The sequence below is a fragment of the Microbacterium sp. SZ1 genome (assembly GCF_002362255.1).
Classification (GTDB): Bacteria; Actinomycetota; Actinomycetes; order Actinomycetales; family Microbacteriaceae; genus Microbacterium.
The window spans coordinates 50822-75546 of the sequence record NZ_LPVV01000038.1; the positions used below are offsets into that span (position 1 = coordinate 50822).

At 68.5% G+C, this 24725-nt stretch carries 21 protein-coding genes and 1 other RNA gene; 9 read left to right on the top strand and 13 right to left on the bottom strand.

What is annotated here, in order from left to right; all coding sequences use genetic code 11:
• The first annotated feature begins 13 nt into the window (after positions 1–13).
• Complete coding sequence (locus tag AUC47_RS11915; RefSeq protein ID WP_096715400.1) at positions 14–1030, top strand: sugar-transfer associated ATP-grasp domain-containing protein; 1017 nt, start codon at positions 14–16, stop codon at positions 1028–1030.
• 87 nt (positions 1031–1117) lie between these two features.
• Here the strand turns inward: AUC47_RS11915 and AUC47_RS11920 are convergent, their stop codons facing one another.
• The 3 genes from AUC47_RS11920 to AUC47_RS11930 all read right to left on the bottom strand — a co-directional run bounded on the left by AUC47_RS11920 (position 1118) and on the right by AUC47_RS11930 (position 4163).
• Entirely contained in the window at positions 1118–1810 is a 693-nt protein-coding gene (locus AUC47_RS11920; RefSeq protein ID WP_096715401.1) for a coenzyme F420-0:L-glutamate ligase, read from the bottom strand.
• Positions 1810–3093 carry an RNA polymerase sigma factor gene (locus tag AUC47_RS11925; RefSeq protein ID WP_096715402.1) on the bottom strand — a complete coding sequence of 428 codons (1284 nt, stop codon included), beginning with the start codon at positions 3091–3093 and terminating at the stop codon, positions 1810–1812. Before AUC47_RS11925 ends, AUC47_RS11920 begins: the two co-directional genes overlap by 1 nt.
• Positions 3094–3221: 128 nt before the next feature.
• Positions 3222–4163: a proteasome assembly chaperone family protein gene (locus tag AUC47_RS11930; protein ID WP_096715403.1), complete on the bottom strand. Its 942-nt coding sequence runs from the start codon at positions 4161–4163 to the stop codon at positions 3222–3224.
• A 104-nt stretch (positions 4164–4267) separates the two neighbouring features.
• On the opposite strand from AUC47_RS11930, the gene AUC47_RS11935 reads away from it, so the two are divergent.
• From AUC47_RS11935 to sucB, 3 genes are all read left to right on the top strand, one after another.
• Positions 4268–5740: a leucyl aminopeptidase gene (locus AUC47_RS11935; RefSeq protein ID WP_096715404.1), complete on the top strand. Its 1473-nt coding sequence runs from the start codon at positions 4268–4270 to the stop codon at positions 5738–5740.
• Between the two features lie 4 nt (positions 5741–5744).
• A complete protein-coding gene (gene lpdA, locus AUC47_RS11940) occupies positions 5745–7118 on the top strand; it encodes a dihydrolipoyl dehydrogenase (RefSeq protein ID WP_096715405.1) in 1374 nt (457 codons plus the stop codon).
• An 87-nt stretch (positions 7119–7205) separates the two neighbouring features.
• Positions 7206–8987: a 2-oxoglutarate dehydrogenase, E2 component, dihydrolipoamide succinyltransferase gene (gene sucB / locus AUC47_RS11945; protein WP_096715406.1), complete on the top strand. Its 1782-nt coding sequence runs from the start codon at positions 7206–7208 to the stop codon at positions 8985–8987.
• A gap of 10 nt (positions 8988–8997) precedes the next feature.
• On the opposite strand, the gene AUC47_RS11950 is transcribed toward sucB, so the two are convergent.
• The gene (locus AUC47_RS11950; protein WP_096715407.1) at positions 8998–10512 is read right to left on the bottom strand and encodes a hypothetical protein; all 1515 of its coding nucleotides are present in this window, start codon (positions 10510–10512) and stop codon (positions 8998–9000) included.
• Positions 10513–10670: 158 nt separating this feature from the next.
• Here AUC47_RS11950 and AUC47_RS11955 point away from each other — a divergent pair, with 158 nt between their 5' ends.
• Complete coding sequence (locus AUC47_RS11955; RefSeq protein WP_096715408.1) at positions 10671–11381, top strand: DUF4191 family protein; 711 nt, start codon at positions 10671–10673, stop codon at positions 11379–11381.
• A gap of 61 nt (positions 11382–11442) precedes the next feature.
• Here the strand turns inward: AUC47_RS11955 and AUC47_RS11960 are convergent, their stop codons facing one another.
• Positions 11443–12630, bottom strand: coding sequence for a RimK family alpha-L-glutamate ligase (locus AUC47_RS11960; RefSeq protein ID WP_096715409.1), 1188 nt, complete (start codon positions 12628–12630; stop codon positions 11443–11445).
• A 26-nt stretch (positions 12631–12656) separates the two neighbouring features.
• Between AUC47_RS11960 and AUC47_RS11965 the strand changes: the two genes are divergently transcribed.
• The gene (locus AUC47_RS11965) at positions 12657–13136 is read left to right on the top strand and encodes an ATP-dependent zinc protease family protein (RefSeq protein WP_096715410.1); all 480 of its coding nucleotides are present in this window, start codon (positions 12657–12659) and stop codon (positions 13134–13136) included.
• Between the two features lie 6 nt (positions 13137–13142).
• Here the strand turns inward: AUC47_RS11965 and AUC47_RS11970 are convergent, their stop codons facing one another.
• Positions 13143–13571, bottom strand: coding sequence for an RDD family protein (locus tag AUC47_RS11970; RefSeq protein ID WP_256999564.1), 429 nt, complete (start codon positions 13569–13571; stop codon positions 13143–13145).
• 117 nt (positions 13572–13688) lie between these two features.
• Here AUC47_RS11970 and glnA (AUC47_RS11975) point away from each other — a divergent pair, with 117 nt between their 5' ends.
• Positions 13689–15113 (top strand): type I glutamate--ammonia ligase, encoded by a 1425-nt coding sequence (gene glnA, locus AUC47_RS11975; protein WP_096715411.1) that lies wholly within the window; start codon positions 13689–13691, stop codon positions 15111–15113.
• A 100-nt stretch (positions 15114–15213) separates the two neighbouring features.
• On the opposite strand, the gene glsA is transcribed toward glnA (AUC47_RS11975), so the two are convergent.
• Together glsA and AUC47_RS11985 are read right to left on the bottom strand one after the other, a co-directional pair.
• Positions 15214–16152 (bottom strand): glutaminase A, encoded by a 939-nt coding sequence (gene glsA / locus AUC47_RS11980; RefSeq protein ID WP_096715412.1) that lies wholly within the window; start codon positions 16150–16152, stop codon positions 15214–15216.
• Positions 16149–16667 (bottom strand): GNAT family N-acetyltransferase, encoded by a 519-nt coding sequence (locus tag AUC47_RS11985; RefSeq protein ID WP_096715413.1) that lies wholly within the window; start codon positions 16665–16667, stop codon positions 16149–16151. The genes glsA and AUC47_RS11985 overlap by 4 nt, the downstream gene beginning before the upstream one ends.
• Positions 16668–16801: 134 nt before the next feature.
• On the opposite strand from AUC47_RS11985, the gene AUC47_RS11990 reads away from it, so the two are divergent.
• Positions 16802–17947, top strand: coding sequence for an AI-2E family transporter (locus tag AUC47_RS11990; RefSeq protein WP_096715414.1), 1146 nt, complete (start codon positions 16802–16804; stop codon positions 17945–17947).
• Here AUC47_RS11990 and AUC47_RS11995 read toward each other — a convergent pair.
• The 4 genes from AUC47_RS11995 to AUC47_RS12010 are packed head-to-tail and all read right to left on the bottom strand — an operon-like array spanning position 17934 to position 23449.
• Positions 17934–18860 carry a diacylglycerol/lipid kinase family protein gene (locus tag AUC47_RS11995; protein ID WP_096715415.1) on the bottom strand — a complete coding sequence of 309 codons (927 nt, stop codon included), beginning with the start codon at positions 18858–18860 and terminating at the stop codon, positions 17934–17936. The genes AUC47_RS11990 and AUC47_RS11995 overlap by 14 nt on opposite strands.
• Positions 18861–18907: 47 nt before the next feature.
• Positions 18908–21883: a bifunctional [glutamine synthetase] adenylyltransferase/[glutamine synthetase]-adenylyl-L-tyrosine phosphorylase gene (locus AUC47_RS12000; RefSeq protein WP_096715416.1), complete on the bottom strand. Its 2976-nt coding sequence runs from the start codon at positions 21881–21883 to the stop codon at positions 18908–18910.
• Between the two features lie 7 nt (positions 21884–21890).
• Positions 21891–23228 carry a type I glutamate--ammonia ligase gene (gene glnA, locus AUC47_RS12005; RefSeq protein ID WP_096715417.1) on the bottom strand — a complete coding sequence of 446 codons (1338 nt, stop codon included), beginning with the start codon at positions 23226–23228 and terminating at the stop codon, positions 21891–21893.
• 2 nt (positions 23229–23230) lie between these two features.
• The gene (locus AUC47_RS12010; RefSeq protein WP_096715418.1) at positions 23231–23449 is read right to left on the bottom strand and encodes a hypothetical protein; all 219 of its coding nucleotides are present in this window, start codon (positions 23447–23449) and stop codon (positions 23231–23233) included.
• A gap of 70 nt (positions 23450–23519) precedes the next feature.
• Here AUC47_RS12010 and ppgK point away from each other — a divergent pair, with 70 nt between their 5' ends.
• Positions 23520–24266, top strand: coding sequence for a polyphosphate--glucose phosphotransferase (gene ppgK / locus AUC47_RS12015; protein WP_096715419.1), 747 nt, complete (start codon positions 23520–23522; stop codon positions 24264–24266).
• Positions 24267–24344: 78 nt separating this feature from the next.
• Here ppgK and rnpB read toward each other — a convergent pair.
• An RNA gene (gene rnpB / locus AUC47_RS12020) (RNase P RNA component class A) lies at positions 24345–24712 on the bottom strand.
• Positions 24713–24725: the final 13 nt, after the last annotated feature.

The window sequence follows — 24725 nt, forward strand, 5'->3', positions numbered from 1 at the left end:
AACTTGGAGATCCATGTCGCGCTTTTCCCCTGTGCCCCGTGTCCGCTACCTGCTGGAGCGCGCGCGACGCATCGACGTCGGCTCCGTGCTCGAGCGCGCGAAAGAGGCCTCCGCACAGCACGGCAAGGCTCTGCCGCTCGTGGTGGTCGACATGCTCTGGTCCGCCGGACGCCACAATGTCGGATTCCAGGACTACATCGACTACGACTTCGCGATCCTCACGAAGGCCGAGCGCGACACCTACATGACGCACCCGGTCTCGAACCAGATCTCGCAGCAGTACGACCACCCCGAGTACCGCCACCTGTTCCACGACAAGGCGGAGTTCAACGCGAAATTCGACGCGCTCCTCAAGCGGGAGTGGATGCTGATCACCGACGGCAACGCCGACGAGCTCCGTGCCTTCACCGAGCGCCAGGGCACGATCGTCGTGAAGGAGACCCACGGTCAGGCCGGCACCGGCGTGCACCGCTACCACGCCGCCGACGTCACCGACTGGGACGCCTTCCATTCCGAGCTCCTGTCGAAGAAGCAGGTTCTCGTCGAGGAGGTGATCCGCCAGCACGCCGATCTCGCGGCCGTCTGCCCCGGCACCGTCAACACCACCCGTGTCACCGCGTTCTTCGACGGGGAGAAGACGCACATCCTGGCCATCGCACAGAAGTTCGGACGCGGCGCCGTCAGCGACCAGATGAGCTTCGGCGGCTTCTACACGATGCTCGACGACGACGGTCACGCCGTCGGCCCCGGCTATGACTCGCACGGCCACGTGCACGTCACGCACCCCGACTCGGGCTTCGTGATCGCCGACTTCCAGCTGCCGATGATGGACGAGGTGCGCGCCTTCGTCGACCAGGCGGCCCGCGTCGTGCCGCAGGTGCAGTACGTCGGGTGGGACGTCGTCGTCACGCCGGACGGCCCCGTGCTCGTCGAGGGCAACTGGGGCGCCGGAGTCTACGAGAACAAGCCGAGCGTGACCGGCATCCGCACCGGTCACAAGCCGCGGTACCGCGCGGCGATCGGGTTCTGACTCCCCGCCCGTCTCGAACACGACGAAGGCCCGGATGCCGAGCATCCGGGCCTTCGTCGTGTGTGCTGTCTGCCGGCGAGTCGCGCGTCAAGCTGCGCGGACGATCCCCATCGGCGTGGACTGACGCGCCTGGCCGAGCGGGTTGTCGCCGAGGATCTGCACGAGCCGGCGCTCACCCGCCTTGTCGAGCGTGGATCCGAGGATGTTCCCGCCGATGTCATTGATGTCGACCACCGCGACGTCGACCCCGCTGCCGACGAGCCTCTGCAGTCGCTGGGCGACCTCGCGCGGGTTCTTCGGTCCGAGCACGACCGCCTCGTTGTACGGAGGGATCGTGTTCTTGGTGGGGCCGTCGATCGCCCGTGCCTTGTCGCCGGCGACGCGATAGAAGTCACCGCGTCGGCCGAAGGCCTTCGTGACGACCGAGACGCCCGCTGCGAAGAGGATGCGGAGCGTGCCGCACTCCCGCAGCGCCATCTCCATGGTCTCGGGCATGCCGAGCCCGATGCCGTAGGACGTCCGCACGACGTACCGCGACAGGAACCTCGCCAGCGGCCGCGGCGTGATCTCATCGAGACGGTACGACCGGCCCTGCGTGATCGCGACGATCTTCTCGGTCACGAACAGCAGATCGCCCGGCTGCACGGCGTCCTTCGCGTACTCCGTCACGATGGCGTCGAGGTCGTCGTCGGGCATCACCACGCGGGTCTTGAGCGGGATGCGGGCGTACTTCTTCCCGTCGACGCTCGCCTCGAGCGCCTTGCCGTCGTTCGCCTGCATCACTCGAGGTAGTCCCGCAGCGACTGCGACCGGCTCGGGTGGCGCAGCTTCGCCATGGTCTTCGACTCGATCTGACGGATCCGCTCGCGGGTCACGCCGAAGGTGTCGCCGATCTGGTCGAGGGTCTTCGGCTGTCCGTCGCCGAGGCCGAAGCGCATGCGGATCACGCCCGCTTCACGCTCCGACAGCGAGTCGAGCAGCTGCTCGAGCTGACGCTGCAGCATCGTGAAGCCCACCGCGTCGGCCGGGACGACAGCCTCGGTGTCCTCGATCAGGTCGCCGAACTCGCTGTCGCCGTCTTCACCGAGCGGAGTGTGCAGGGAGATCGGCTCGCGGCCGTACTTCTGCACCTCGATGACCTTCTCGGGCGTCATGTCGAGCTCGCGGCTGAGCTCCTCGGGAGTGGGCTCGCGGCCCAGGTCCTGCAGCATCTGCCGCTGGACGCGGGCGAGCTTGTTGATGACCTCGACCATGTGCACGGGGATGCGGATCGTGCGGGCCTGGTCGGCCATCGCACGCGTGATCGCCTGGCGGATCCACCACGTCGCGTAGGTCGAGAACTTGAAGCCCTTGGTGTAGTCGAACTTCTCGACGGCGCGGATCAGACCGAGGTTGCCCTCCTGGATCAGGTCCAGGAACTGCATGCCGCGGCCGGTGTAGCGCTTCGCGAGCGAGACGACGAGTCGCAGGTTGGCGCCGAGCAGGTGGCTCTTGGCGCGCTGGCCGTCGCGAGCGACCCACTGCAGGTCGAGTCCGAGCTGGCCGGCCTTCTCGGCGGGCGACATCGCGGAGAGCTTCTCCTCGGCGAACAGACCCGCCTCGATGCGCATCGCGAGCTCGACCTCTTCGGCCGCGTTCAGGAGCGCGACCTTTCCGATCTGCTTCAGGTAGTCCTTGACCGGGTCCGCCGTCGCACCGGTGATCTGCGTGGAGTAGACCGGAACGTCCTCGTCGTCGTTCGACGAGATGACGATCGCGCCGGTCGGCAGCGGCTCGGTGAACTTCGGCTTCGAGTCCTCTTCGTCCTCGTCCGCCTCGTCGGTCGCGCCGGCGACGGGGGCCTCGTCCTCTTCGACGATGTCGTCCGACTTCTTCTTCTTCGCGGGGGCGCGCTTGGCAGCGGCGCGCTGTGCGGCGGTCTTGGGCGCCGGCTTCTCGGCCGCCGTCTCCTCGACCTCGGCGTCGACCTCGGGGGCCTCGGCGCTCTTCTTCGTCCGGGTTTTCTTGGTCGTGGCAGGAGTCACGTTTCGCCTTTCACGGGGCCGCTGGCAGCCCCGGGCCATTTCGGACACTAGTAAGACCCTTGTCAAGTCCGATCTCGGAAAAGATCGATTGACAACGGGTCAGACTCCTAGTATCGCACACGTGTGGGGATGCGGATGCATTCCGGCGAAGTCGGTCGACAGGGAAGTCAGCCGCGGCCGTTCTTGTCGTCGTCGCCCGTGGGGCGAGTGGCCAGATAGCGCTCCAGCTCGGCGGCGAGCTCGTCGGCGCTCGGCAGGTCGCGTTCGTTGAATCCACCCTCGTCGTATGAGTCGTCCTCGGGATCCCGTCCGGCCATGTAGGCGTCGTAGCGACGCTCGAGGCCGTGCACCATCTGCTGCAGCTCGTCGTTGCCGAGCACCTGCTCGTCGACCCGGGCGAGGTAGTCCTCGCGGCGCTCCTGCACCTCGTCGAGGAGGATCACGAGGCCCGTCGCCGCCATCAGCTTGTCGGCCGCAGCGATCACGGCATCCGGATTCTCGGTCTCGGCCAGGTAGTGCGGCACGAGCAGCACGAAGCCCACGACCCGTTCGCCCTGCTCCGCGAACCGGAACTCGAGGAGATGCCCGGCCGTCGCAGGCACCTGGGTGCGCGGTCGCCACACCGAATGCGCCACCGTGAGCTCGCGACGGTTGCCGCTGACGGTCGTGCCGATCGGGCGAGTGTGCGGAACCGGCATCGCGATCGAGTGGACCCAGCTGAGGCCGGACACCTCGAACTCCGCCGCCAGCTCGAGCACCGTACGGGCGAACTGGTTCCAGGCGAAGTCGGGCTCGTATCCCGCGAGCAGGAGGAACTTCTGACCGAGGGCATCGGTGGCGAGCGAGAGCTCCAGACGCGCGGGCCGGAACTCGGTGAGGTGGTCCTGGTCGAAGGCGATCACGGGCCGACGGGCGCGGTAGTCGAGCAGCACATCGTTGTCGAAGACGGCGATCGGCTGCGGAGAGGCGGTCTCGCGGAGGTGCTCGATGAGTCCGGAGACAGCGTTGCCCGCGTCGGTGAAACCGGTCAGCAGCAGCACAAGGGGAAGCCCGCGCGGCACCGCCGGCGCGTTCGCGACACGTTCGTGGATCTCTGCGGAGAAGGGCATGTGTCCATGCTACGAGCAGCCGCGGACGGCAGGGCTGAGCGCGTCATGCTCAGAGCGAACACGCCGATCACGACGGCGGCCGACCACGCTCCTAGGATGGAGTCATGACGCTTCCCGCGCTCACGCGCACAACAGATCAGTTCCCCGGAAGCGCTGCAGACGCCGCAGTGCTCGTCATCCCCGAGATCACCGAATCCGGCGAAGAACTCGCCGCGTTCCCCGGTCTCGCCGACGCTCTCAAGGGGGTCGGATTCACCGGATCCGCTTCCGCGTTCGCCAGGGTCTACGCACCGGAGGTCACCGCGCTCCCCTTCGCGGTCGTCGGAGTCGGATCCGAAGCGGATGCGGCAGCCGTGCGCAACGCGGTCGGCACGGCGCTGCGCAGCCTCACCGGATTCGAGACCGTATCGGTCGGACTCGCCCCCGGCGTCGAGCAGCACGCGCACGCCGCCGCAGAGGGCGCCGTGCTCGGCGGATACCGCTTCGACAGCTATAAGTCGGACAAGGGCAGGAGCCGAGCGTCTTCCGTGCTGCTGCACGCGGAGCTCGACGACGACGCCGTCGCGAAGGCCGTCGCGGTCGGGGATGCTGTAGCACTCGTCAAGGACCTCGTCAACGTCCCCGCGGAGTGGCAGAGCCCCGCACAGCTCGCTCGGAGCGCGGCCGACAGCGTCGCCGACCTCGACGTGACGGTCGAGATCCTCGACGAGGTCGCACTGACCGAACAGGGCTTCGGCGGCATCCTCGGAGTGGCGCAGGGGTCGGACCGCCCGCCGCGTCTCGTGCGGCTCGACTACGCCCCGGCGGATGCGACGCGTCACATCGCGCTGGTCGGCAAGGGCATCACGTTTGACACCGGCGGTCTCTCGCTCAAGCCGGCCGCGTCGATGGTCGGCATGAAGTTCGACATGGCCGGGGCCGCAACGAGCCTCGCCGCGCTGCGCGCGATCGCGACGCTCGGGCTGCCCGTTCGTGTCACGGCCTGGCTGTGCATCACCGACAACATGCCGTCAGGGCGGGCGCTGCGCCCCGGCGATGTCCTGCGCATGCTCGACGGCACGACCGTCGAGGTCCCGAACACGGATGCCGAGGGCCGGCTCGTGATGGCCGACGGTCTCGTCGCAGCGAGCCGTGAGAACCCCGACGTCATCATCGACGTCGCCACCCTCACCGGCGCGATCGTCATGGCCCTCGGGCACCGGCACACCGGCGTGTTCGGAGACGACGACGCCGTGGCGGAACTGCTCGCCGCGGCCGACGCCGTCGACGAGCTCGCGTGGCACATGCCGCTCCCCGACTACATGGAGGACTCGCTCGACTCCCCCATCGCCGACATGCAGAACGCCAACATGGGCGATCGCATGGGCGGCGCGTCCTACGCCGGACTCTTCCTGCGCCGTTTCGTCGGTCGGGTCTCGGACGAGGACGACGCACCCCGCATCCCCTGGGTGCATCTCGACATCGCCGGCTCCGGCGAGCACGGCGGAGCCCCATACGGCTTCACCGAGAAGGGCCCAACGGGGGCGATGGTCCGATCGATCGTCGCCTTCGCCGACGCATCCCACACGGAGGCATGACCGCATGACAACCCACACCTTCGACATCGTCGTCCTGGGCGGAGGCAGCGGCGGCTACGCCGCAGCACTCCGAGCGAGCGAGCTCGGCAAGACCGTCGCTCTCATCGAGAAGGACAAGGTCGGTGGCACCTGCCTGCATCGGGGCTGCATCCCCACCAAGGCGCTGCTGCACGCCGCCGAAGTCGCCGAGCACGTCCGCGACGCCGCGCACGTCGGCATCACCGCGACGCTCGAGAACATCGACCCGGCGGGCGTCCGCGCCTACCGCGAGGGCATCGTCGCCAAGAAGTACAAGGGCCTGGAGGGGCTCGTGAAGGCACGCGGCATCACGACGGTCGCGGGTCTCGGTCGGCTCAACGCCGACCGCTCGGTGAGCGTCGGCGACGACGTCTACGTCGGCGCCGACGTCGTACTGGCCACCGGCTCGTACAGCCGCACGCTCCCGGGACTCGAGATCGGCGGACGGATCCTGACGAGCGAGCAGGCCCTGTCGCTCGACGTCATCCCCGAGCGCGTTCTGGTGCTCGGCGGAGGCGTCATCGGCGTCGAGTTCGCGAGCGTGTGGCGCTCGTTCGGCGTCGACGTCACGATCATCGAGGCTCTTCCGCACCTGGTGCCGAACGAGGACATCGCGATGAGCAAGGGGCTCGAGCGCGCCTTCCGCCGTCGCGGCATCCGCTATTCGCTCGGGGTGCGGTTCCAGAGCGCCGCGCAGACCGACGATTCCGTCACGGTGACCCTCGAGGACGGCACCGAGTTCACCGCCGATTACCTGCTCGTCGCTGTCGGGCGTGGACCGGTGACGTCCGACCTCGGCTTCGAGGAGGCGGGCATCACGCTGGATCGCGGCTTCGTGACGGTCGACCAGGACCTCCGCACGGGTGTCCCCGGCGTATGGGCTGTCGGCGACATCGTGCCAGGGCTGCAGCTCGCGCACCGCGGCTTCCAGCAGGGCATCGCGGTCGCCGAGCGCATCGCGGGGCTCTCCCCCGCGAACATCCCCGACTCCCAGATCCCCAAGGTCACCTACTCGAGCCCCGAGGTCGCCTCGGTGGGCATCACGGAGGAGGCCGCGGTCGCGGAGCACGGAGCGGATGCCGTCTCCGCCTACGAGTACAACCTCGCAGGCAACGGCAAGAGCGAGATCATCGGAACCGGCGGACTCGTGAAGGTCGTGCGCCTCAAGGACGGTCCCGTGCTCGGCGTGCACCTCCTCGGCGACCGCGTGGGCGAGCTCATCACCGAGGGTCAGCTGGCCGTCGCGTGGGAGGCGCACCCCGAGGACATCGCACCGCTCATCCACGCCCACCCGACCCAGAGCGAAGCGCTCGGCGAGGCATTCCTGGCCCTGGCCGGGAAGCCGCTGCACGCTCTCTGACCCCCACACCGGCCGCGCGGACCACCAAGGGCCGCGCAGGTCACTAAGCTAGACAAGCGTCATACAACTTCTAAAGGAGACTCCGTCATGAGCACATCCGTGGTCCTCCCCGCTCTCGGTGAGAGCGTCACAGAGGGTACGGTCACCCGCTGGCTCAAGCAGGTGGGAGACACCGTGCAGGCGGATGAGGGCCTGCTCGAGATCTCGACCGACAAGGTCGACACCGAGATCCCCTCCCCCGTCACCGGCGTGATCGAGGAGATCCTCGTCGCCGAGGACGAGACCGTCGAGGTGGGTGCACTGCTCGCGCGCATCGGCGACGGCAGCAGCTCCGCACCGGCCGCCGACGCCCCTGAGACCGCGGCACCCGCCGCTGAGACGACGCCCGAACCCGCCGACGCGAGCGTCGGCGCGCAGGCCGAGGCCCCCGCGGCCGAGGCCGCGTCCGCTGAAGCTGCTCCGGCCGCCACGCCCGCAGGAGACGCGAAGGACATCGTCCTCCCCGAGCTCGGCGAGAGCGTGACCGAGGGAACTGTGACGCGCTGGCTCAAGCAGGTCGGCGACAACGTCGAGGTCGACGAGGCTCTGCTCGAGATCTCGACCGACAAGGTCGACACCGAGATCCCGTCGCCGGTCGCCGGCGTGCTGCAGGAGATCGTCGCCGCGGAAGACGAGACCGTCGCCGTCGGCGCCGTGCTCGCCCGCGTCGGCTCCGGGGCCGCGCCCGCCCCGGCCGAGTCCGCTCCGGCGGCACCGCAGGCCGCTCAGCCCTCGGAGGCTCCGACCGCCACGGCCTCCGTGTCCGAGACTCCCGTCGAGAAGCCGGCCGAGCGTCCCGCCGCTGAGGCTCCCGTTCAGGCTCCGGCCGAGGCGGCCAAGGAGGAGGCAGCACCCGCGACCTCGTCCACCCAGGCGCCCTCGGCTGAGGCCTCCGCGCCGAAGCTCTCGCTCCCGACCGAGAGCGACAACCTCTACGTCACGCCGCTCGTCCGCCGTCTCGCCTCCCAGCAGGGCGTCGATCTCGCGAGCGTCAAGGGCACCGGTGTCGGAGGACGCATCCGCAAGGAAGACGTTCTGAAGGCCGCGGAGTCCGCATCGTCGGCCCCCGCCGGGGCCGCCGCCCCCGCTGCGCCCGCCCCGCTCGAGGTGTCGCCGCTCCGCGGCACCACGCAGCCGATGTCGCGTCTGCGTAAGGTGCTCGCCCAGCGCGCCGTGGAGTCGATGCAGTCGACCGCGCAGCTCACCACGGTGGTCGAGGTCGATGTGACCGCTCTCGCGGAGTACCGCGACAGCGTCAAGGCGTCTTTCCTGGAGAAGACGGGCGACAAGCTGTCGTTCCTGCCGTTCTTCGCCCTCGCAGCCGCCGAGGCCCTGCAGGCGTTCCCGATCGTGAACGCCACGGTCGACGGTGACCAGATCACCTACCCGGCGACCGAGAACCTCTCGATCGCCGTCGACACCGAGCGCGGGCTGCTGACTCCGGTCCTGCGTGACGCCGCGACGAAGAACATCGCCGAGATCGCTCACGAGATCGCCGACCTGGCTGCGCGCACGCGCGACAACAAGCTGAAGCCCGACGAGCTCGCCGGCGGCACGTTCACGCTGACCAACACCGGTTCGCGCGGCGCGCTGTTCGACACTCCCGTCGTGTTCCTGCCGCAGTCGGCGATCCTCGGCACCGGCACGGTCGTCAAGCGTCCGGGCCTGGTCAAGGTCGGCGGCAGCGACGCGATCGCGATCCGCTCGTACGTGTACCTGGCGCTGTCGTACGACCACCGCATCATCGACGGTGCCGACGCCGCCCGCTTCCTCGGCGCAGTGAAGGCGCGTCTCGAGTCGGCACAGTTCGCCGCTCAGCTCGGCGCCTGATCCGAACACCTCACTCCGGCTGGTCCGCGGCGTCGTAGACGTCGCGGACCAGCCATTTCTCTTCGGTCTTCACGAGCACCAGGACAAGCGCGCCTGGCCCGTCCGCGTCCTCAGCGAGAGGACTCGTCATCCGGATCACCGCGATATCGCCATAGACGTCGAGCAGGGTGAACTCGGACTCCGTGCCTCGCCCGCGGGCGGAGCCCAGCGCTTCGACGACGCCCACCGATCCAGCCGCGACCGCGTCACGACACCCGCCATCGCCGGAATCGACGCACTCATCGATCGTCCCGATCAACCGGGGCGCCGCGGAGACAGGATCCTCCTCCCGAGGTTCTGCGGAGGGCTCGGCGACTCCAGGGCCCTCGTCCGGCTGCGGGGACGGGCTCGCCTCCGCCGTCCTCGCCGTCCCCACCGCATCGTCACCGACCTCGCCCGGGGTGGTCGAGGCCGGCCGCGCCTCCGTCGGCTCGCCCGTCGCTCCCCCTGGCCAGAGCGCTCCTCCGGCGAGGACGAGTGCGGCGGCTCCGAGTCCGACGACGATCTTCGGCACACGTCGCCCGCGGCCGGCGCGTGCGTTCTCGACACCAGCCCGCGGACGTGCGTGCTCCCCTTGCATCCGCCGCCTCTCGATCATGCGCCGCCCGAGACGGGCCCCCATCTCCGACACCCGTTCCACCGAGCGGCGGACGAGCGACACGACGAACGAGCCCGAAACGACAGCCGAACTCGAGGCGCCGCCTCGCGTCCGTGTGGACCGATCCGCGCGGCCCCGTGATCGGATCCGCGCCGGTCGTGCCGGCGGCGACACGAGGAGGTCGCGAACTCCACTCGCGACGTCGCTCTCCTGCGCCTCCGCGCGATGCTCGATCTGCAGCAAGGGTCGCGGCGCGGCGATCTCCAGAAGCTCGGCTTCCCATCCGAGGAGCTGGCGTCGCGGAACATCCGGCCGCTGCAGAGTCGCACGCAGGCCTTCGCGGATCGCCCCCAGCAACCGCCGCTGGGCACGGTCTGTCCGCCCGTCCTCCAGCACCGCGACGAGATCCGCCGCCGCGGCTCGGGCATCGGATCGGCTCCCCGCTCCGATCACGAAAGTCGGACATCCCTCGTCCGTGAGCCACCATTCTCCACCGGACCCGAGCGTGCCCGACCGGATCAACTCGTCGATGCCTCGCAGCAGGCTGACGACGAGAGTGCCGACCTCGCCGGCGGACAGCGCGGGCTCCCCCAGCCCGCGCTGCCCGATGAAGCCCGCGACCCGCTCCGTGCACCACGGCAGCAGCACGTCGTGTCCGTCGACACGACGCACGAGGTCGAGTGGGCCGACGACATGGCGGTCTCCCGCGTGCCGCCAGCCGTCCCAGCCGCTGACCTCGTCGACATCCCGCAGCACCGCCACACCGCCCCCACGGGTGACCAGCGTTCCGGGATACGGTCCCTCCTCCGCCGACAACCGCCGCACGACCCGGTGCGCACCGGGGACGAGCTGCGGATCGCGTCGAGTGATCTCCTGCTGGGCCTCCATGCCCCCATGACAGCGCATTCGCACGCGCGTTGGCCGCGAAAGAGGCGCCTGTGCACGAATCACCCTCGGTTCGCGCGTTGTGCAGAAGAGGTGTGCGGACGGTCCGCCTCCCGCGAACGCCGACATGACGGCATCCGGGAATCGGTATTCTTGTACCCATGGCAAACCGATCGTCCGCGCCCGAGAAGCGCCCCGGCTTCTTCTCTCAGATCAAGTCGCTCTTCCGGTTCACCCGCGAGGTGTACCCCTGGCTTCCCTGGGCGCAGATCGGCGTGCTCATCGCCGGTGTGCTGATCGGCCTCATCGTCGGTTACCTGATCCCGCCGTTCCAGGTGTGGACCCTCATCCTCTGGGGCATCTCGGGCTTGATGCTCGGTGTTCTCGGCGCCATGTTCCTCATGACGCGGCTGTCGACCTCTGCCATGTACCAGAAGATCGACGGCATGCCCGGTGCGACCGGTCACGTGATCAGCACGAGCCTCGGTCGCAGCTGGCAGGGTTCCGACACCCCGGTGGGCATCAACCCCAAGACCCAGGACGCCGTCTACCGCGCCGTCGGCCGCGGCGGCGTCGTCGTGATCGGCGAGGGTGCCCGCGGGCGCCTCACGCGTCTGGTGAACGACGAACGCAGCAAGGCCGCCCGTGTCGCCCACGGCGTGCCGGTGACCGTGCTCTACGTCGGACACGGCGACGACGACGTCGCGATCGCCCATCTCGCCAAGACCATCAAGAAGCTGCCCAAGGCCATCGACAAGGCCACGATGGCCGCCGTCATCAAGCGCATCGACTCGGTGTCGCAGTCGATCTCCTCGCTGCCTATTCCGAAGGGCATCGACCCGACCAAGGTTCGCGCGCAGCGTCCGCGTTGACCCACCCGTACACGACGAAGCGCGGCCGTTCTCCCGAGGAGGACGGCCGCGCTTCTGTCTGTCACTCCGACAGCGGCTGCCGCGGCAGCTTCCGCACCTTGGCCCGGCGCCGACGCCGTTCCGGGATCATCGACCGCATCTCGTCGAGCTTGCCGAAGCAGAACAGGCGGTCGTCCGCCTCCAAGACCACGTGCTTGCGCGGGTTGGGGATCACCGAGACGCCGCGATGCAGGGTGAGGACCGTGATGTCCCGCTCCCACAGCCCGGCCTCACCGAGCGTCTTGCCGACGAGACCGGCCGCGTTGTGCACCATGAGCTCGGCGACACCATAGCCCGTCGAGACGGTGAGCCGCTGACGGACGTCGATCTCGGGGAAGGCGACCTGACCGGCGATGTAGTCGATGATCGCACCGGCGACATCGAGCTTGGTCGCGGTCTCGATGCCCTGCAGCCCCGGAGACGAGTTGACCTCCATCACCAGCGGTCCCTCGTCGCCCTCGAGCATGTCGACGCCCGCGACGCGCAGGCCCATGATCTGGGCGGAGCGGACCGCGGCGCGCTCGTACACCGGGTCGAGCTCGATCGCCTCCACCGATCCCCCGCGGTGCACGTTCGAGCGGAACTCGTCTCCTGCGGCGGAGCGACGCATCGCCGCGACGACGCGGTCTCCGACGACGAGGGCGCGGATGTCTCGTCCGCGGCTCTCCGAGATGAACTTCTGGATCAGCACGTTCTGCTTCGTCGAGTGGAGGGTCTCGATGATCGCCTCGGCCACCTTGACCTGGGGCGCGAGGATCACGCCGATGCCCTGGGTGCCCTCGAGCAGCTTGATGACGACGGGTGCTCCCCCGACGCGCTCGATCGCCGGCCGCACGTCAGCCCTATTGCGCACGAATGCGGTCGGCGGCATAGCGATGTTGTGTCGGGACAGGATCTGGTTCGCACGGAGCTTGTCACGCGCGCTGGAGATGCCGTTCGCGGTGTTCGGGGTGTACACGTCCATCTGCTCGAATTGCCGCACCACGGCCGTGCCGAAGTACGTGATCGAGTTGCCGATGCGAGGCAGGATCGCGTCGTAGTCGCTGAGCTGGCGACCCCGGTAGTGGAGGTCCGGATCCTCTGAGGTGAGATCGATCGCGAAGCGCAGCGTATTCAACACCTTCACGTTGTGCCCGCGCTGGAGAGCGGCGGCACGCAGTCGTTGCGTGGAGTACGCCTGGGGCGCACGGGAGAGCACTGCGATCTTCACGGGGGATTTCCTGCCAGGATGGTCGGGTGAGTAAGTCATCCCATTCAAACACTCTTATCGGGTGGCGAGAATGGGTGAGCCTGCCCGATCTCGGAGTCGACTGGATCAAGGCGAAGATCGATACAGGTGCGCGGACCTCGTCGTTGCACGCCTTCGACATCCATGAGTTCGAGCGTGACGGCGCAGCATGGGTGCGCTTCCGCGTGAAGCCCTGGCAGGACAGCCAGGAGGATGCCGTGGACGTCGAGTCCCCCGTGCACGACCGCCGGGCGGTGCGCAGCTCCTCGGGCCACGCGCAGGACCGCTTCGTCGTCGAGCTGCTCATCCGCCTCTACGACCGCGAGGTGCTGGCCGAGGTCACGTTGAGCAACCGCGACGAGATGGGTTTCCGGATGCTGATCGGGCGAGAGGCCCTCAAGCAGGGCTACGTCGTCGATCCCGCCCGCTCGTTCGTCGGCGGACGCGCGCCTCGTGAAGCGCGCCGCCGTAATCGCGGCAGGGAGTGACCCGGCTCAGGCGCGGATGAGGACGAGCCCCGAGAGCTTGTCGTGGAGACCCCGCTGATCCGAATCCCAGATGACTGCGGGGATGACGACCACGAGCAACAGGGTCCGGACGATGGGTCGCCAGAGGCCGACCCACCCGCCGTGCAGGCGGACGACCCGCATTCCGAGGATGCGGTGACCCGGACTCCCGCCCGCGGTCGGGATGAACAGGATCTGCAGCACGGCGAACACGGCGATCGGTCCGAACTGCGACAGCCCCGCCTCGGACGGGAGCGCGAACTGGTCGTACCCGAGGAACGCGGTGGCGATGATCGTCGCCGCGACGTAGTCGATCACGAGCGCCCCGATCCGGCGCCCTGGACGGGCGATGCTGCCGGTCCCGGTGTTCGGCAATCCGAGTCTCTCTCCGGGGTACGTGTTCACAGCATCCGTCACGTCTCCAGCCTACCGGCGCGTAACATCCCCGAAACAAAGCCGATACTCCCGGGAAACGCCCCAGCCGTACTGTGCAGAATGGCCGTAAGCCATCGATCCGCAATCCAGGAGTCGTCCATGTTCAAAGATTCGTCCGAGGTTCTCGCCTACATCAAGGAGAACGAGGTCAAGTTCCTCGACATCCGCTTCACCGACCTCCCGGGTGTGCAGCAGCACTTCAACATCCCCGCCTCCACGGTGGACGAGGACTTCTTCACCAACGGACAGCTCTTCGACGGCTCGTCGATCCGCGGTTTCGCGAACATCCACGAATCCGACATGCAGCTCATCCCTGACGTGACGACCGCGTACGTCGACCCCTTCCGCGAGGCGAGCACGCTCGTCATGATCTTCGACATCTACAACCCGCGCACGGGTGAGATCTACACGAAGGACCCGCGTCAGGTCGCCAAGAATGCCGAGAAGTACCTCGCGTCGACCGGCATCGCCGACACCGCGTACTTCGCTCCCGAGGCCGAGTTCTACATCTTCGACGAGGTCCGCTACTCCGTGACCGCGGGCGAGAGCTTCTACAAGGTCGACTCCGAAGAGGCGGCGTGGAACACCGGTCGCGAAGAAGAGGGCGGCAACCTCGGCAACAAGACCCCGTACAAGGGCGGTTACTTCCCCGTCTCGCCCGTGGACAAGACGGCCGACCTGCGCGACGACATCACGCTCAAGCTCATCGACGCCGGCTTCATCCTCGAGCGCTCGCACCACGAGGTCGGCACCGCCGGTCAGCAGGAGATCAACTACCGCTTCGACACCATGGTGCACGCGGCCGACGACATCCTGAAGTTCAAGTACATCGTCAAGAACACCGCGGACCTCTGGGGCAAGACCGCGACCTTCATGCCGAAGCCGCTGTTCGGCGACAACGGGTCTGGCATGCACACGCACCAGTCGCTGTGGAACGACGGCAAGCCGCTGTTCTACGACGAGGCCGGCTACGGTCAGCTCAGCGACGTCGCGCGCTGGTACATCGGCGGCATCCTGGCTCACGCGCCGGCCCTGCTGGCCTTCACGAACCCGACCCTCAACAGCTACCACCGTCTGGTGAAGGGCTTCGAGGCGCCGGTCAACCTGGTCTACTCGGCCGGTAACCGCTCGGCCGCGATCCGCATCCCGATCACGGGCTCCAACCCGAAGGCCAAGCGCATCGAGTTCCGCGCGCCGGACGCCTCCGGCAACCCGTACCTCGCGTTCGCCGCGCAGCTCATGGCCGGCCTCGACGGGATCAAGAACCGCATCGAGCCGCACGAGCCCGTCGACAAGGACCTGTACGAGCTTCCCCCCGAGGAGGCCAAGAACATCCCGCAGGTGCCGAACTCGCTGCTGGACTCCCTCGAGGCGCTCCGCGCCGACCACGCCTTCCTCCTGGAGGGCGGCGTCTTCACCGAGGAGCTCATCGAGACCTGGATCTCGTACAAGTACGAGAACGAGATCCTGCCGATGGCCCAGCGCCCGCACCCGTTCGAGTTCGAGCTGTACTACGGCGTCTGATCCCGATCAGTACCGAGGAGCCCGCCTCCGGCATCGCGCCGGAGGCGGGCTCTTCTCGTTCGCATTCCGGCGCCTCCGTGTGCTCAGCAGGAAGTTCGGCTCACACGGAACCGGTTCGGAAGGAGTGCAGGTCGAGGTCGGCGCTGAGGATCTCGCTGGCGATGTGACCTCGCACGCTCGTCCCCTGGTCGTCGAGCGGCGGGCTGATGACCGCTGCTCCGAGGCGCCCCGGCGCCGACAGCACGATCACACCGGAGACTCCGGACTTCGCGGGGACCCCGACCTGCCGCATCCACCGCCCTGAGCCGTCGTACACGCCACACGTCGCCATCACCGAGATCACATCGCGGGCGACGTCACGGGAGACGACCTCGACACCCGTGACGGGGTTCCGCCCACCCGCAGCGAGCGTCGCGCCCATCAAGGCGAGGTCGCGCGCGTCGACCAGCGTCGCGCACGCCCGCGCGTACACCGCGACCGCGTCGTCAGCGCTGACCGCCAGCGTGTCCTCCGCGCGCATGAGATGGGCCAGCGCGTGGTTGCGATCGCCGAGAAGGTGTTCGTTCTCCGCGACGTCGGCGTCCGCCTCGAGGTCTCGTCCGGCGAAGGCGGAGAGCCCGCTGAGAATGCGTGCGCTCCGTGCTTCGGCATCCGCGCCGTCGACGAGAGACGCTGTCAGGAGTGCGCCGGCGTTCACCATCGGATTCGGCGGCCTTCCGGTGCCGCTCTCGAGCTTGATCGCGTCGAAGGCCTCGCCGGTCGGCTCGATGCCCACCCGGTCGAGTGCGTCTCCCCCGGTGTCCTGCAGCGCGAGGGCGAAGAGAAACGGCTTCACGGCGGATTGGATGCTCACCTGCACGTCGGAGCCATCGCTCGCGTTCGTCGCGCCGTCGAGCGTCACGATCGACAGCGCGACGAGAGAGGGGTCGGCGCGGGCGAGCTCCGGGATGCTCCGATCGACCGCTCCGCCGGTCTCCGGCACCAGCCGAGCGCGCAGCGCGTCGAGGTCGTAGGCGAGCGGATCCGGTCTCGGCGTCATGACTCCAGCCTCGCAGACTGCGGATGCAGGTCGAGCGCCCACTCGTGCGACTGCAGCTGGAATCCGCGGAACTCTCCCGCTGACGACCCCACGAGCTCGAACCCCGCGCGACGGCAGACGCCGTTCGACGCGGCGTTCCCGACACCAGGGAAGGCGACGAGATGGCGCAAGCCCGCGGGGTGTGCCCGTGCGTCCTCGATCAGCAGCGCGAGCGCGCGCGAAGCGATGCCCCTCCCCTGCGCCTCCGGGAGCACGAACCAGCCGGTCTCGAACGCCCGCTCGTCTCGCCACGAGACGGTCCAGTACCCGATCGCACCGACCTCGGTGCCCTGCGGGTCGAGCACGACGAACATCTTCGCCTCCGCGGGGTCGAGACCGAGGTATCGACGGTGGCGGTCGCGGACCTGCTGTTCGCTCTCCGGACCGTTCAGGTGCGCGGTCATCTCGGGAGTGTTCGCGTCACGCAGCAGCGGCAGATCGTCGTCCGACCACGGCCGGAGTCTCAGCGTCTCCATTCATCGACCCTGCCACGGGGCACCGACATCCCGCATAGCACCGGAGAGTGCCCGGACGCCAGTCGGCGTGCCCTGCTTGACCGGCATCCGCGGCGATGGTCAACTGAGAGGTCGGCAACAACAGAGGGGGCATCATGCGTCGGAAGACGATCAAGGCGCAGACCGCGGCCACGGAAGAGCTGATGAACCAGCCGAAGACGGCGGCGGCGGCGATCGCTCGGATCAATCCGTTCATGTACGGGCTGCTGGGCGCACTCGGAGTGCTCGTCGCCCTCGTGCTCGGCGGCATCGTCGATCAACTCGCCACCGTGCTCGTCTACATCGGCGTGGCCATCTTCCTCGCCCTCGGTCTCGACCCGATCGTCACCTGGATCGAACGGAAGCTCCCCCGACCGGCCGCCGTCGCGATCGTCGTCTCGGTGGTCGTCCTGGCCTTCGCCGGCATCCTGCTCGCGATCGTGCCGATCCTCGTGGAGCAGATCTCGAACCTCATCAAGGACGGGCCGAAGATGGTCCAGGACTTCATGGCCAGCGATTGGTTCAAGAGCATCAGCGAGCAGTTCGGCTCGACCTTCGACGACGCGGCCCAGGGCGTCCTGAGCTTCATCCAGGACCCCGGCAACATCCTCAACATCTCCGGCGGCGTCTTCGCGGTCGGCGCCGGCATCGCAGGCGGATTCACCGGCGTCACCATCGTCCTCATCCTCACGCTCTACTTCATGGCGTCGCTGCGCAGCATGAAGAAGGTCTCCGCGCGCTTCGTGCCCGCATACCAGCGCGAGACGTTCAGCGGTCTGCTCGAAGACGTGTCCGGGGCCGTCGGACGCTACGTGATGGGCCAGGCGAGCCTCGCGCTGATCAACGGCATCCTGAGCCTGATCATGCTGACCATCATCGGAGCTCCCGTCCCCGCACTGCTGGCCCTCATCGCCTTCATCGGCTCGATGATCCCCCTCGTCGGCACGCTGTCGGCGTCCATCATCAACTCGCTGATCTGCCTGATCGTGAGCCCCATCACGGCGCTGATCGCATTCATCTACTACCTGGTGTACATGCAGATCGAGGCGTACGTCCTGTCCCCTCGCATCATGAACAAGGCCGTCGCTGTGCCAGGCGCCCTCGTCGTCATCGCCGCGGTCGCAGGTGGAGCGCTCGGCGGGATCCTCGGCGCCCTCGTCGCCATCCCGGTCGCGGCGAGCATCATCATCATCGTGCAGAAGGTCGTGTTCCCGACGCAGGACGCGAAGGTCGTGCCGCCGGGAACTCTCAGCGAACGCTGATCGCCGCCGGCTGCACCCGCACGCTGAAGCGGGAGACCTCGCCGACCTCTTCACCGTCGATCTCGAAGATCTGAGGCGAGGACAGCTCGACCGAGATCCGCTCGGCGGCGACATGGGTCGTGGAATTGGTGCTGACGGCCTCGTCGACCGCGCCGAAGATACGGCGGATGCCGTTCTCCCAGACAACCGAACGCACGGTGTCGAGCCACTGCAGCGCGCCCTCCGCACTCACGAGGAGCATGTCCAGCTGTCCGTCGTCGAGCACGGCGTCGGGAAGCAGGCGGATGCCGCCCTGCACCATGCCGCAGTTGCCGATGAGCATCGTGTGACCGCGCAGCTCCTGTACTTCGCCGTCGTCGAGCGAGAGCGCGATGTCGGTCATCTCCGTGCCGGCGAGTGCGCGTCCCATCGCCTCGACGTAGGCGAGCCACCCCGCCCGATCCTTCAGGTCCTCATCGGTCTCGACGAGCATCTGCGCGTCAATCCCGAACCCGACCATGACGACGAACGCGTGCTCCTCCCCGTCGACGTCGACCCAGCCGATGTCGATCTTCTTCTCCTCGCCGTCGCGCACCCGGATGAGCGCGGCCGACGGGTCGTTGAGCGGAATCGACAGATTGCGCGCGAGCAGGTTTCCCGTCCCGCGCGGCACGATGCCGAGCGCGGCATCGGTGCCTGCGAGCCCCTCGGCCACCGCGCGCACGGTGCCATCGCCGCCCGCGGCCACCACGACATCGCACCCGGCCGCGACGGCGTCCGCCGCCTGTCCGCGGCCCGGGTCCTCGAGGGTGGTCTCCCACCACTCGACCTCGGTCCCGTCGGCGTCGCCGAACACGTCCTCCACGGCGGACCGCAGCTGGTCCCCGCCCGGCTTCGAGGGGTTCCAGATCACACCGAGCTTCGAGATCGCCATGAGGTCAGCCTGTTCCAATCCCGGCCGCTTGGCAACTCGACGGGCGGTCAACCGTAGAACAGCTGCTCGAACGCGCGTCGCGCGCGGCGTGTCACACCGAGGTAGTCGTCCTCCATGACGCTGGCCGAGCGATCCGGGTACCCGAGCAGCCGTCCGATCGCATCGAGGTCACGGGGGTCGGTCGGCAGCACATCGCTCGTCCTGCCCGTGTAGAGGGTGATCGCCGACCGCAGCCGGCTGGAGAGGAGCCACGCGGCTCGCAGCAGCTCGGCGGAGTCCTGCGGCACGTAGCCCGCCTCGACCGCGGCATCCAGCGCGGCGATCGTCGACGTCGTCCGCAGCGCGGGCACCTCGTGAGCGTGCTGGAGCTGGACCAGCTGCACGAGCCACTCCACGTCGCTGAGCGTCCCTGGGCCGAGCTTCAGGTGACGCCGCGGGTCGACCCCCTGCGGGAGGCGCTCCCCCTCGACCCGCGCCTTGATTCGCTTGATCTCCCGCGCACCCTGCAGATCGACGGAAGCCGGATAGCGGATGCTGTCGGCGAGCTCTGTGAACTTCTCGATCAGCGTCGCGCTTCCCGCCACCCCGCGGGCGCGCAGCAGCGCCTGCGCCTCCCACGACAACGACCAGCGCCGGTAGTACTCGGCATACGCCTGGAGCGTGCGCACGAGAGGGCCGTTGCGCCCCTCCGGTCGCAGGCCCGCGTCGAGGTCGAGCGGCACGCGATGGTCGGTCAGGTGCTCGCGGAGTCCCGCGACGATGCGTGTGGCGAGTGTCTGGGCTCGCTGCGGCTCCACACCGTTCGCGTCGTAGACGTAGAGGATGTCGGCGTCGGATCCGAACCCGAGCTCGGCGCCGCCGAACCGTCCCATGCCGATCACGGCGAAGTCGAGCGCGTCGTCCTCCGGCGGCACGATCTCTCGACGCACCGCCCTCAGCGCGGCCTGGATCGTCGCGTCGGTGATCTCGGTCAGCGACGTGGCGACCTCCTGGATCGAGAGCACGTCGAGCACGCCGCCCATGGCCGTGCGCAGGAGCTCCCTGCGCCGCAGCGCGCGGACTGCCTGCAGCGCATCGCCGATGTCGCGGTGCCGCGTCTGGATCGCCCTGGCCTCGTCGTCGAGCGCCGCACCGCTGCGCGGCCGCAGGAGATCGCTGCTGTCGAGCCACGCGACCGACTCCGGGATCCATTCCATCAGGTCTCCGACGTAGCGCGACGACGACAGCAGCCGGGTGAGACTCTCCGCGGCGCCGGAGGAGTCGCGCAGCATTCGGAGGAACCAGGGTGTGTCGCCGAGCCTCTCGCTGATGCGACGGAACGAGAGCAGCGCGTAGTCGGGATCGCTGCCGTCGGCGAACCACCGCACCATGATCGGCATGAGGTGCCGCTGAATGGTCGCCTTCCGGCTGAGCCCGGTGGTCAGTGCACCGATGTGGCGCAGCGCGCCGGCGGGGTCTCGGAAGCCGATGGCCATGAGCCGGTCGTGCGCCTGCTCCGTCGACAGCGTGCGCTCGTCTTCGGGCAACGCGGCGACCGCGCTGAGGAGCGGCCGATAGAACAGCCGCGTGTGGATGTCGCGCACCTCGCGGCGCACGCTCTCCCACCGCGCCCAGATCGCCTCGCCGGAGTCGGCGAGCCCCGAACTGCGCGCGAGAATCCGCAGACCGGCGGCAGTACGGGGCATGAGGTGCGTGCGGCTGAGCTCGCGCAGCTGCAGGCGGTGCTCCATGAGACGCAGGATGCGGTAGTCGTCGGCGAAGGTCCCGGCATCCGCTCGTCCGATGTAGCCGCCGTCAACGAGAGCGTCGACCGTCTCGAGGGTGCCCCTCGTCCGCAGCCGGGGATCGGTGAGTCCGTGCACGAGCTGCAGGAGCTGCACGGTGAACTCGATGTCTCGGAGGCCGCCTGCGCCGAGCTTGATCTGGTACGGAACGTCGTCGGGGTCGATGTGCTCCATGACCCGCTCGCGCATGCGCTGCACGCTGTCGACGAAGTTCTCGCGGGCAGCGCTGGAGAATACCTTGGGCTGCAGTGCAGCGACGTAGTCGGCGCCGAGCTGTGCATCGCCGGCGAGCGGCCGGGCCTTGAGCAGCGCCTGGAACTCCCAGCTCTTCGCCCAGCGGTCGTAGTACGCCACGTGCGAGGCGAGCGAGCGCACCAGAGCCCCCTGCTTGCCCTCGGGGCGCAGCGCGGCATCCACCTCCCACAGCGGCGGCTCGACCTCGATGCCGCTGAGCCCGCGCATCGTCTCGCGCGCCAGGCGCGTGGCGATGTCGATGGCCCGCGACTCCGCGACGACCTCCTCATCCGAGGTGCCGCCGACGAAGATCACATCGACGTCGCTGACGTAGTTGAGCTCTCGCGCGCCCGCCTTGCCCATGCCGATGATCGCGAGCTGCGTGGATGCGACGTGCTCCTCGCCGGAGGCGTCGGATACCCGTCGCCGCGCCACGGCGAGAGAGGCCTCCAACGCCGCCCCCGCGAGGTCGGCGAGAGCCGCAGCGACCTCGCCGACCACCATCACCGGATTGTGCGCGGTGAGATCGAACGCGGCGATCGCGGCGAGGTTGCGCCGGTAGGCGATCCGCAGGGCGACGATCGCGGCATCCTCCCCCGACGAGGCGAAGCCGTCGTGCGCGTCGACGGCCCCGAGCAGCCGCTCGCGCAGCTCGTCGGACGAGGGCAGCGTCGGCACGCCCTCGGCGAGGACGGAGAGCTGCTCGGGGTGGCGGAAGAAGAAGTCGGCGAACCCCTGCGAGGCCCCGAAGACCCGCCACAACCGATCTCGGGCCGCCGCATCGCCGAGGAGCGCGCGCAGCGGTGCCGGGTCTCGGCGTGCCACGCGCAGCATCCCCTCCACCGCCGCATCAGGATCCGCCGCGACGGCGCCGTCGAGCAGGCCGGCGCGATCGATCCCCAGGAGCCCTGCCAGCTCCTCGAGGTTCGCAGCCGCCTCGCTCAGCTCCGCGAACCCGAGCCTCGCCAGTGCAGAGAGCGAGACGGAGTCGTGCGAGCGGGCCATGCGACGGTCAGAGGAGCTCGAGGTTGTTCTTCAGCTCCAGCGGCGTGACCTGCCCGCGGTAGGCCTCCCACTCCTTGCGCTTGTTGAGCAGCACGTAGTTGAAGACGGACTCGCCGAGCGTCTCGGCGACGAGCTCGGAGCTCTCCATGTACTCGAGGGCGTGGTCGAGGCTCGCGGGCAGCGCCGCGTACCCCAGGGCGCGCCGTTCGGCGTCGCTGAGCGACCACACGTTGTCCTCGGCCTCGGGCGGGAGGTCGTACTCCTCCTCGATGCCCTTGAGTCCGGCGGCGAGCATGAGGGCGTAGGCGAGGTACGGATTCGCCGCGGAGTCGAGGGCACGGTACTCGACGCGCGAAGACCCGCCCTTGTTGGGCTTGTACATCGGCACACGCACGAGGGCCGAGCGGTTGTTGTGACCCCAGGTGACGAAGCTCGGCGCCTCGTCGCCGCCCCAGAGGCGCTTGTACGAGTTCACGAACTGATTCGTGACCGCCGCCATCTCGTTGGCGTGGCGCAGCAGACCGGCGATGAAGTGGCGCCCCGTCTTGGAGAGCTGGTACTTCGCGCCCTCTTCATAGAAAGCGTTCCGCTCGCCCTCGAACAGCGACATGTGCGTGTGCATGCCGCTGCCGGGGTGGCCGCTGAGCGGCTTCGGCATGAAGGTCGCGTAGACGCCCTGCTCGATGGCCACCTCCTTGATGACCGTGCGGAAGGTCATCACGTTGTCGGCCATGGTGAGCGCATCCGCGTAGCGCAGGTCGATCTCGTTCTGGCCGGGTCCGCCCTCGTGGTGGCTGAACTCGACCGAGATGCCGAGGTCCTCCAGCATCCGCACCGAGCGACGGCGGAAGTCGTGCGCCGTGCCACCAGGCACGTTGTCGAAGTAGCCGGCCGAGTCGACCGGCACCGGTCCCTCCGGTCCGAAGTTCGAGGACTTCAGGAGGTAGAACTCGATCTCGGGGTGCGTGTAGAACGTGAACCCGGCGTCGGCGGCCTTCGCGAGCGTGCGCTTGAGCACGTGGCGGGGGTCGGACACCGCCGGACGCCCGTCGGGAGTCGTGATGTCGCAGAACATGCGCGCGGTCGGGTCGATCTCGCCGCGCCACGGCAGGGTCTGGAACGTCGTGGGGTCGGGCTGCGCGAGCAGGTCGGATTCGTAGCTACGCGTCAGTCCCTCGATGGCGGATCCGTCGAAGCCGATGCCCTCGGCGAAAGCCCCTTCGACCTCTGCCGGCGCGATGGCCACCGACTTCAGCGTGCCGATGACATCGGTGAACCACAGACGCACGAACTTGACGCCGCGCTCCTCGATCGTCCGGAGGACGAAGTCCCTCTGCTTGTCCATCGTCACTCTGCGGAGCTCTTGCCGATGCCGGCGTCCCAGCCGTCTTCCGCGGCCTCCTCGTCGGCCCACGCACGCGCGCGCTCCTGGAGCTTCTCGGGGGCGCGAGCGGCCTCGGCCTCGGTGTCGAACGGGCCGACGCGATCGGCAGACGGCGAGATCATGCCGAACTCGACCTGTCGAGTCTCCAGGTTGTACCAGTACTTCTCATCGCCGTTCGACATGGCCGATCCCCTTCATCACGTGGTGTCATCGATCCTACTGGCGCAGAGCGCGGTCGCTAAGCTATCGACCATGGTGAAAGCGATCGGCGTCGACATCGGCGGCACGGGTATCAAGGCAGGCATCGTCGACCTCGAGCACGGCACTATGGCCTCGGAGCGTGTGCGTGTGCCCACACCCGAGGGCGCGGCTCCGGAGGACGTGCTGCTCGCCGTTCAGACGGTTCTGAAGACGCTCGACGTGCACGAATCGACCCTCCCGCTCGGTGTGGCCTTCCCGGCGATCGTCAAGCGCGGCAAGACCCTGTCCGCCGCCAACGTCTCGAAGAAGTGGATCGACTTCGACGCCGAGCGCTTCTTCCGCGACGGCCTCGGCCGCAACATCGTCTTCGTCAACGACGCGGATGCCGCGGGCGTCGCCGAGGCGCGTCACGGTGCCGCCCGCGACGTGCGCGGCTTCACACTGCTGACCACGCTGGGCACCGGCATCGGATCCGCCTTCCTGTACGACGGCGTGCTGCTGCCCAACACCGAGCTCGGACACCTGAACTTCGGCGAGTACGAGTCGGTCGAGACCTACGCCGCGACGTCGGCGCGCGAGCGCGAGAACCTCTCGTGGGCCGAGTGGGCCGAGCGTCTGCAGAAGTTCTACTCGCACATCGAGTTCCTGTTCAGCCCCGACCTGTTCGTGGTCGGCGGCGGCGTCTCGAAGAACGCCGGCGACTTCCTGCCGCTGCTCGACCTCAAGACCCCCATCGTCCCCGCGATCCACCGCAACAACTCGGGCATCATCGGCGCCGCCTCGCTGGCCGGCGACTGATCCCCGCGGCGGCGACGACAAGCTCCCGAGAATGACGAAGGCCCCGCTGGATCAGCGGGGCCTTCGTCGTGTCTGAGGCGAATGGGCCGACCTGTACGCCGGGTTCTGTTCCGGGGTTCTTCGCCCCTTCGACGGCCATCTCTCTCGGCGACACGTTGCCGTGGCACTCTAGCGGTCTACCCGAGGACTCGGCGGGCCGCGTCATCATCCTCTGTCTGACCTTGCTCCGGACGAGGTTTACCTGGCGGGCCACGTCACCATGGCCCCCGGTGGTCTCTTACACCACCCTTTCACCCTTACCCCCGGACCTCGCGGTCGGGGGCGGTCTGCTCTCTGTGGCACTGTCTCGCGGATCACTCCGGGTGGGCGTTACCCACCGTCCTGCCCTGTGAAGCCCGGACGTTCCTCGGTGCGGTCTCCCGCCACGCGACCGTCCAGTCGACCCATTCGCGTCTTCCA

Coding starts and splice junctions, on each gene's coding strand:
- ppgK (WP_096715419.1), top strand. CDS start 23,520: ATGGTGAAAGCGATCGGCGTCGACATCGGCGGCACGGGTATCAAGGCA.
- glsA (WP_096715412.1), bottom strand. CDS start 16,152: ATGACGCCGAGACCGGATCCGCTCGCCTACGACCTCGACGCGCTGCGC.
- AUC47_RS11930 (WP_096715403.1), bottom strand. CDS start 4,163: ATGCCCTTCTCCGCAGAGATCCACGAACGTGTCGCGAACGCGCCGGCG.
- AUC47_RS11920 (WP_096715401.1), bottom strand. CDS start 1,810: ATGCAGGCGAACGACGGCAAGGCGCTCGAGGCGAGCGTCGACGGGAAG.
- AUC47_RS11990 (WP_096715414.1), top strand. CDS start 16,802: ATGCGTCGGAAGACGATCAAGGCGCAGACCGCGGCCACGGAAGAGCTG.
- AUC47_RS11915 (WP_096715400.1), top strand. CDS start 14: ATGTCGCGCTTTTCCCCTGTGCCCCGTGTCCGCTACCTGCTGGAGCGC.
- AUC47_RS11995 (WP_096715415.1), bottom strand. CDS start 18,860: ATGGCGATCTCGAAGCTCGGTGTGATCTGGAACCCCTCGAAGCCGGGC.
- lpdA (WP_096715405.1), top strand. CDS start 5,745: ATGACAACCCACACCTTCGACATCGTCGTCCTGGGCGGAGGCAGCGGC.
- AUC47_RS12010 (WP_096715418.1), bottom strand. CDS start 23,449: ATGTCGAACGGCGATGAGAAGTACTGGTACAACCTGGAGACTCGACAG.
- AUC47_RS11935 (WP_096715404.1), top strand. CDS start 4,268: ATGACGCTTCCCGCGCTCACGCGCACAACAGATCAGTTCCCCGGAAGC.
- glnA (WP_096715417.1), bottom strand. CDS start 23,228: ATGGACAAGCAGAGGGACTTCGTCCTCCGGACGATCGAGGAGCGCGGC.
- AUC47_RS11955 (WP_096715408.1), top strand. CDS start 10,671: ATGGCAAACCGATCGTCCGCGCCCGAGAAGCGCCCCGGCTTCTTCTCT.
- AUC47_RS11985 (WP_096715413.1), bottom strand. CDS start 16,667: ATGGAGACGCTGAGACTCCGGCCGTGGTCGGACGACGATCTGCCGCTG.
- sucB (WP_096715406.1), top strand. CDS start 7,206: ATGAGCACATCCGTGGTCCTCCCCGCTCTCGGTGAGAGCGTCACAGAG.
- AUC47_RS11925 (WP_096715402.1), bottom strand. CDS start 3,093: ATGGCCCGGGGCTGCCAGCGGCCCCGTGAAAGGCGAAACGTGACTCCT.
- AUC47_RS12000 (WP_096715416.1), bottom strand. CDS start 21,883: ATGGCCCGCTCGCACGACTCCGTCTCGCTCTCTGCACTGGCGAGGCTC.
- AUC47_RS11950 (WP_096715407.1), bottom strand. CDS start 10,512: ATGGAGGCCCAGCAGGAGATCACTCGACGCGATCCGCAGCTCGTCCCC.
- glnA (WP_096715411.1), top strand. CDS start 13,689: ATGTTCAAAGATTCGTCCGAGGTTCTCGCCTACATCAAGGAGAACGAG.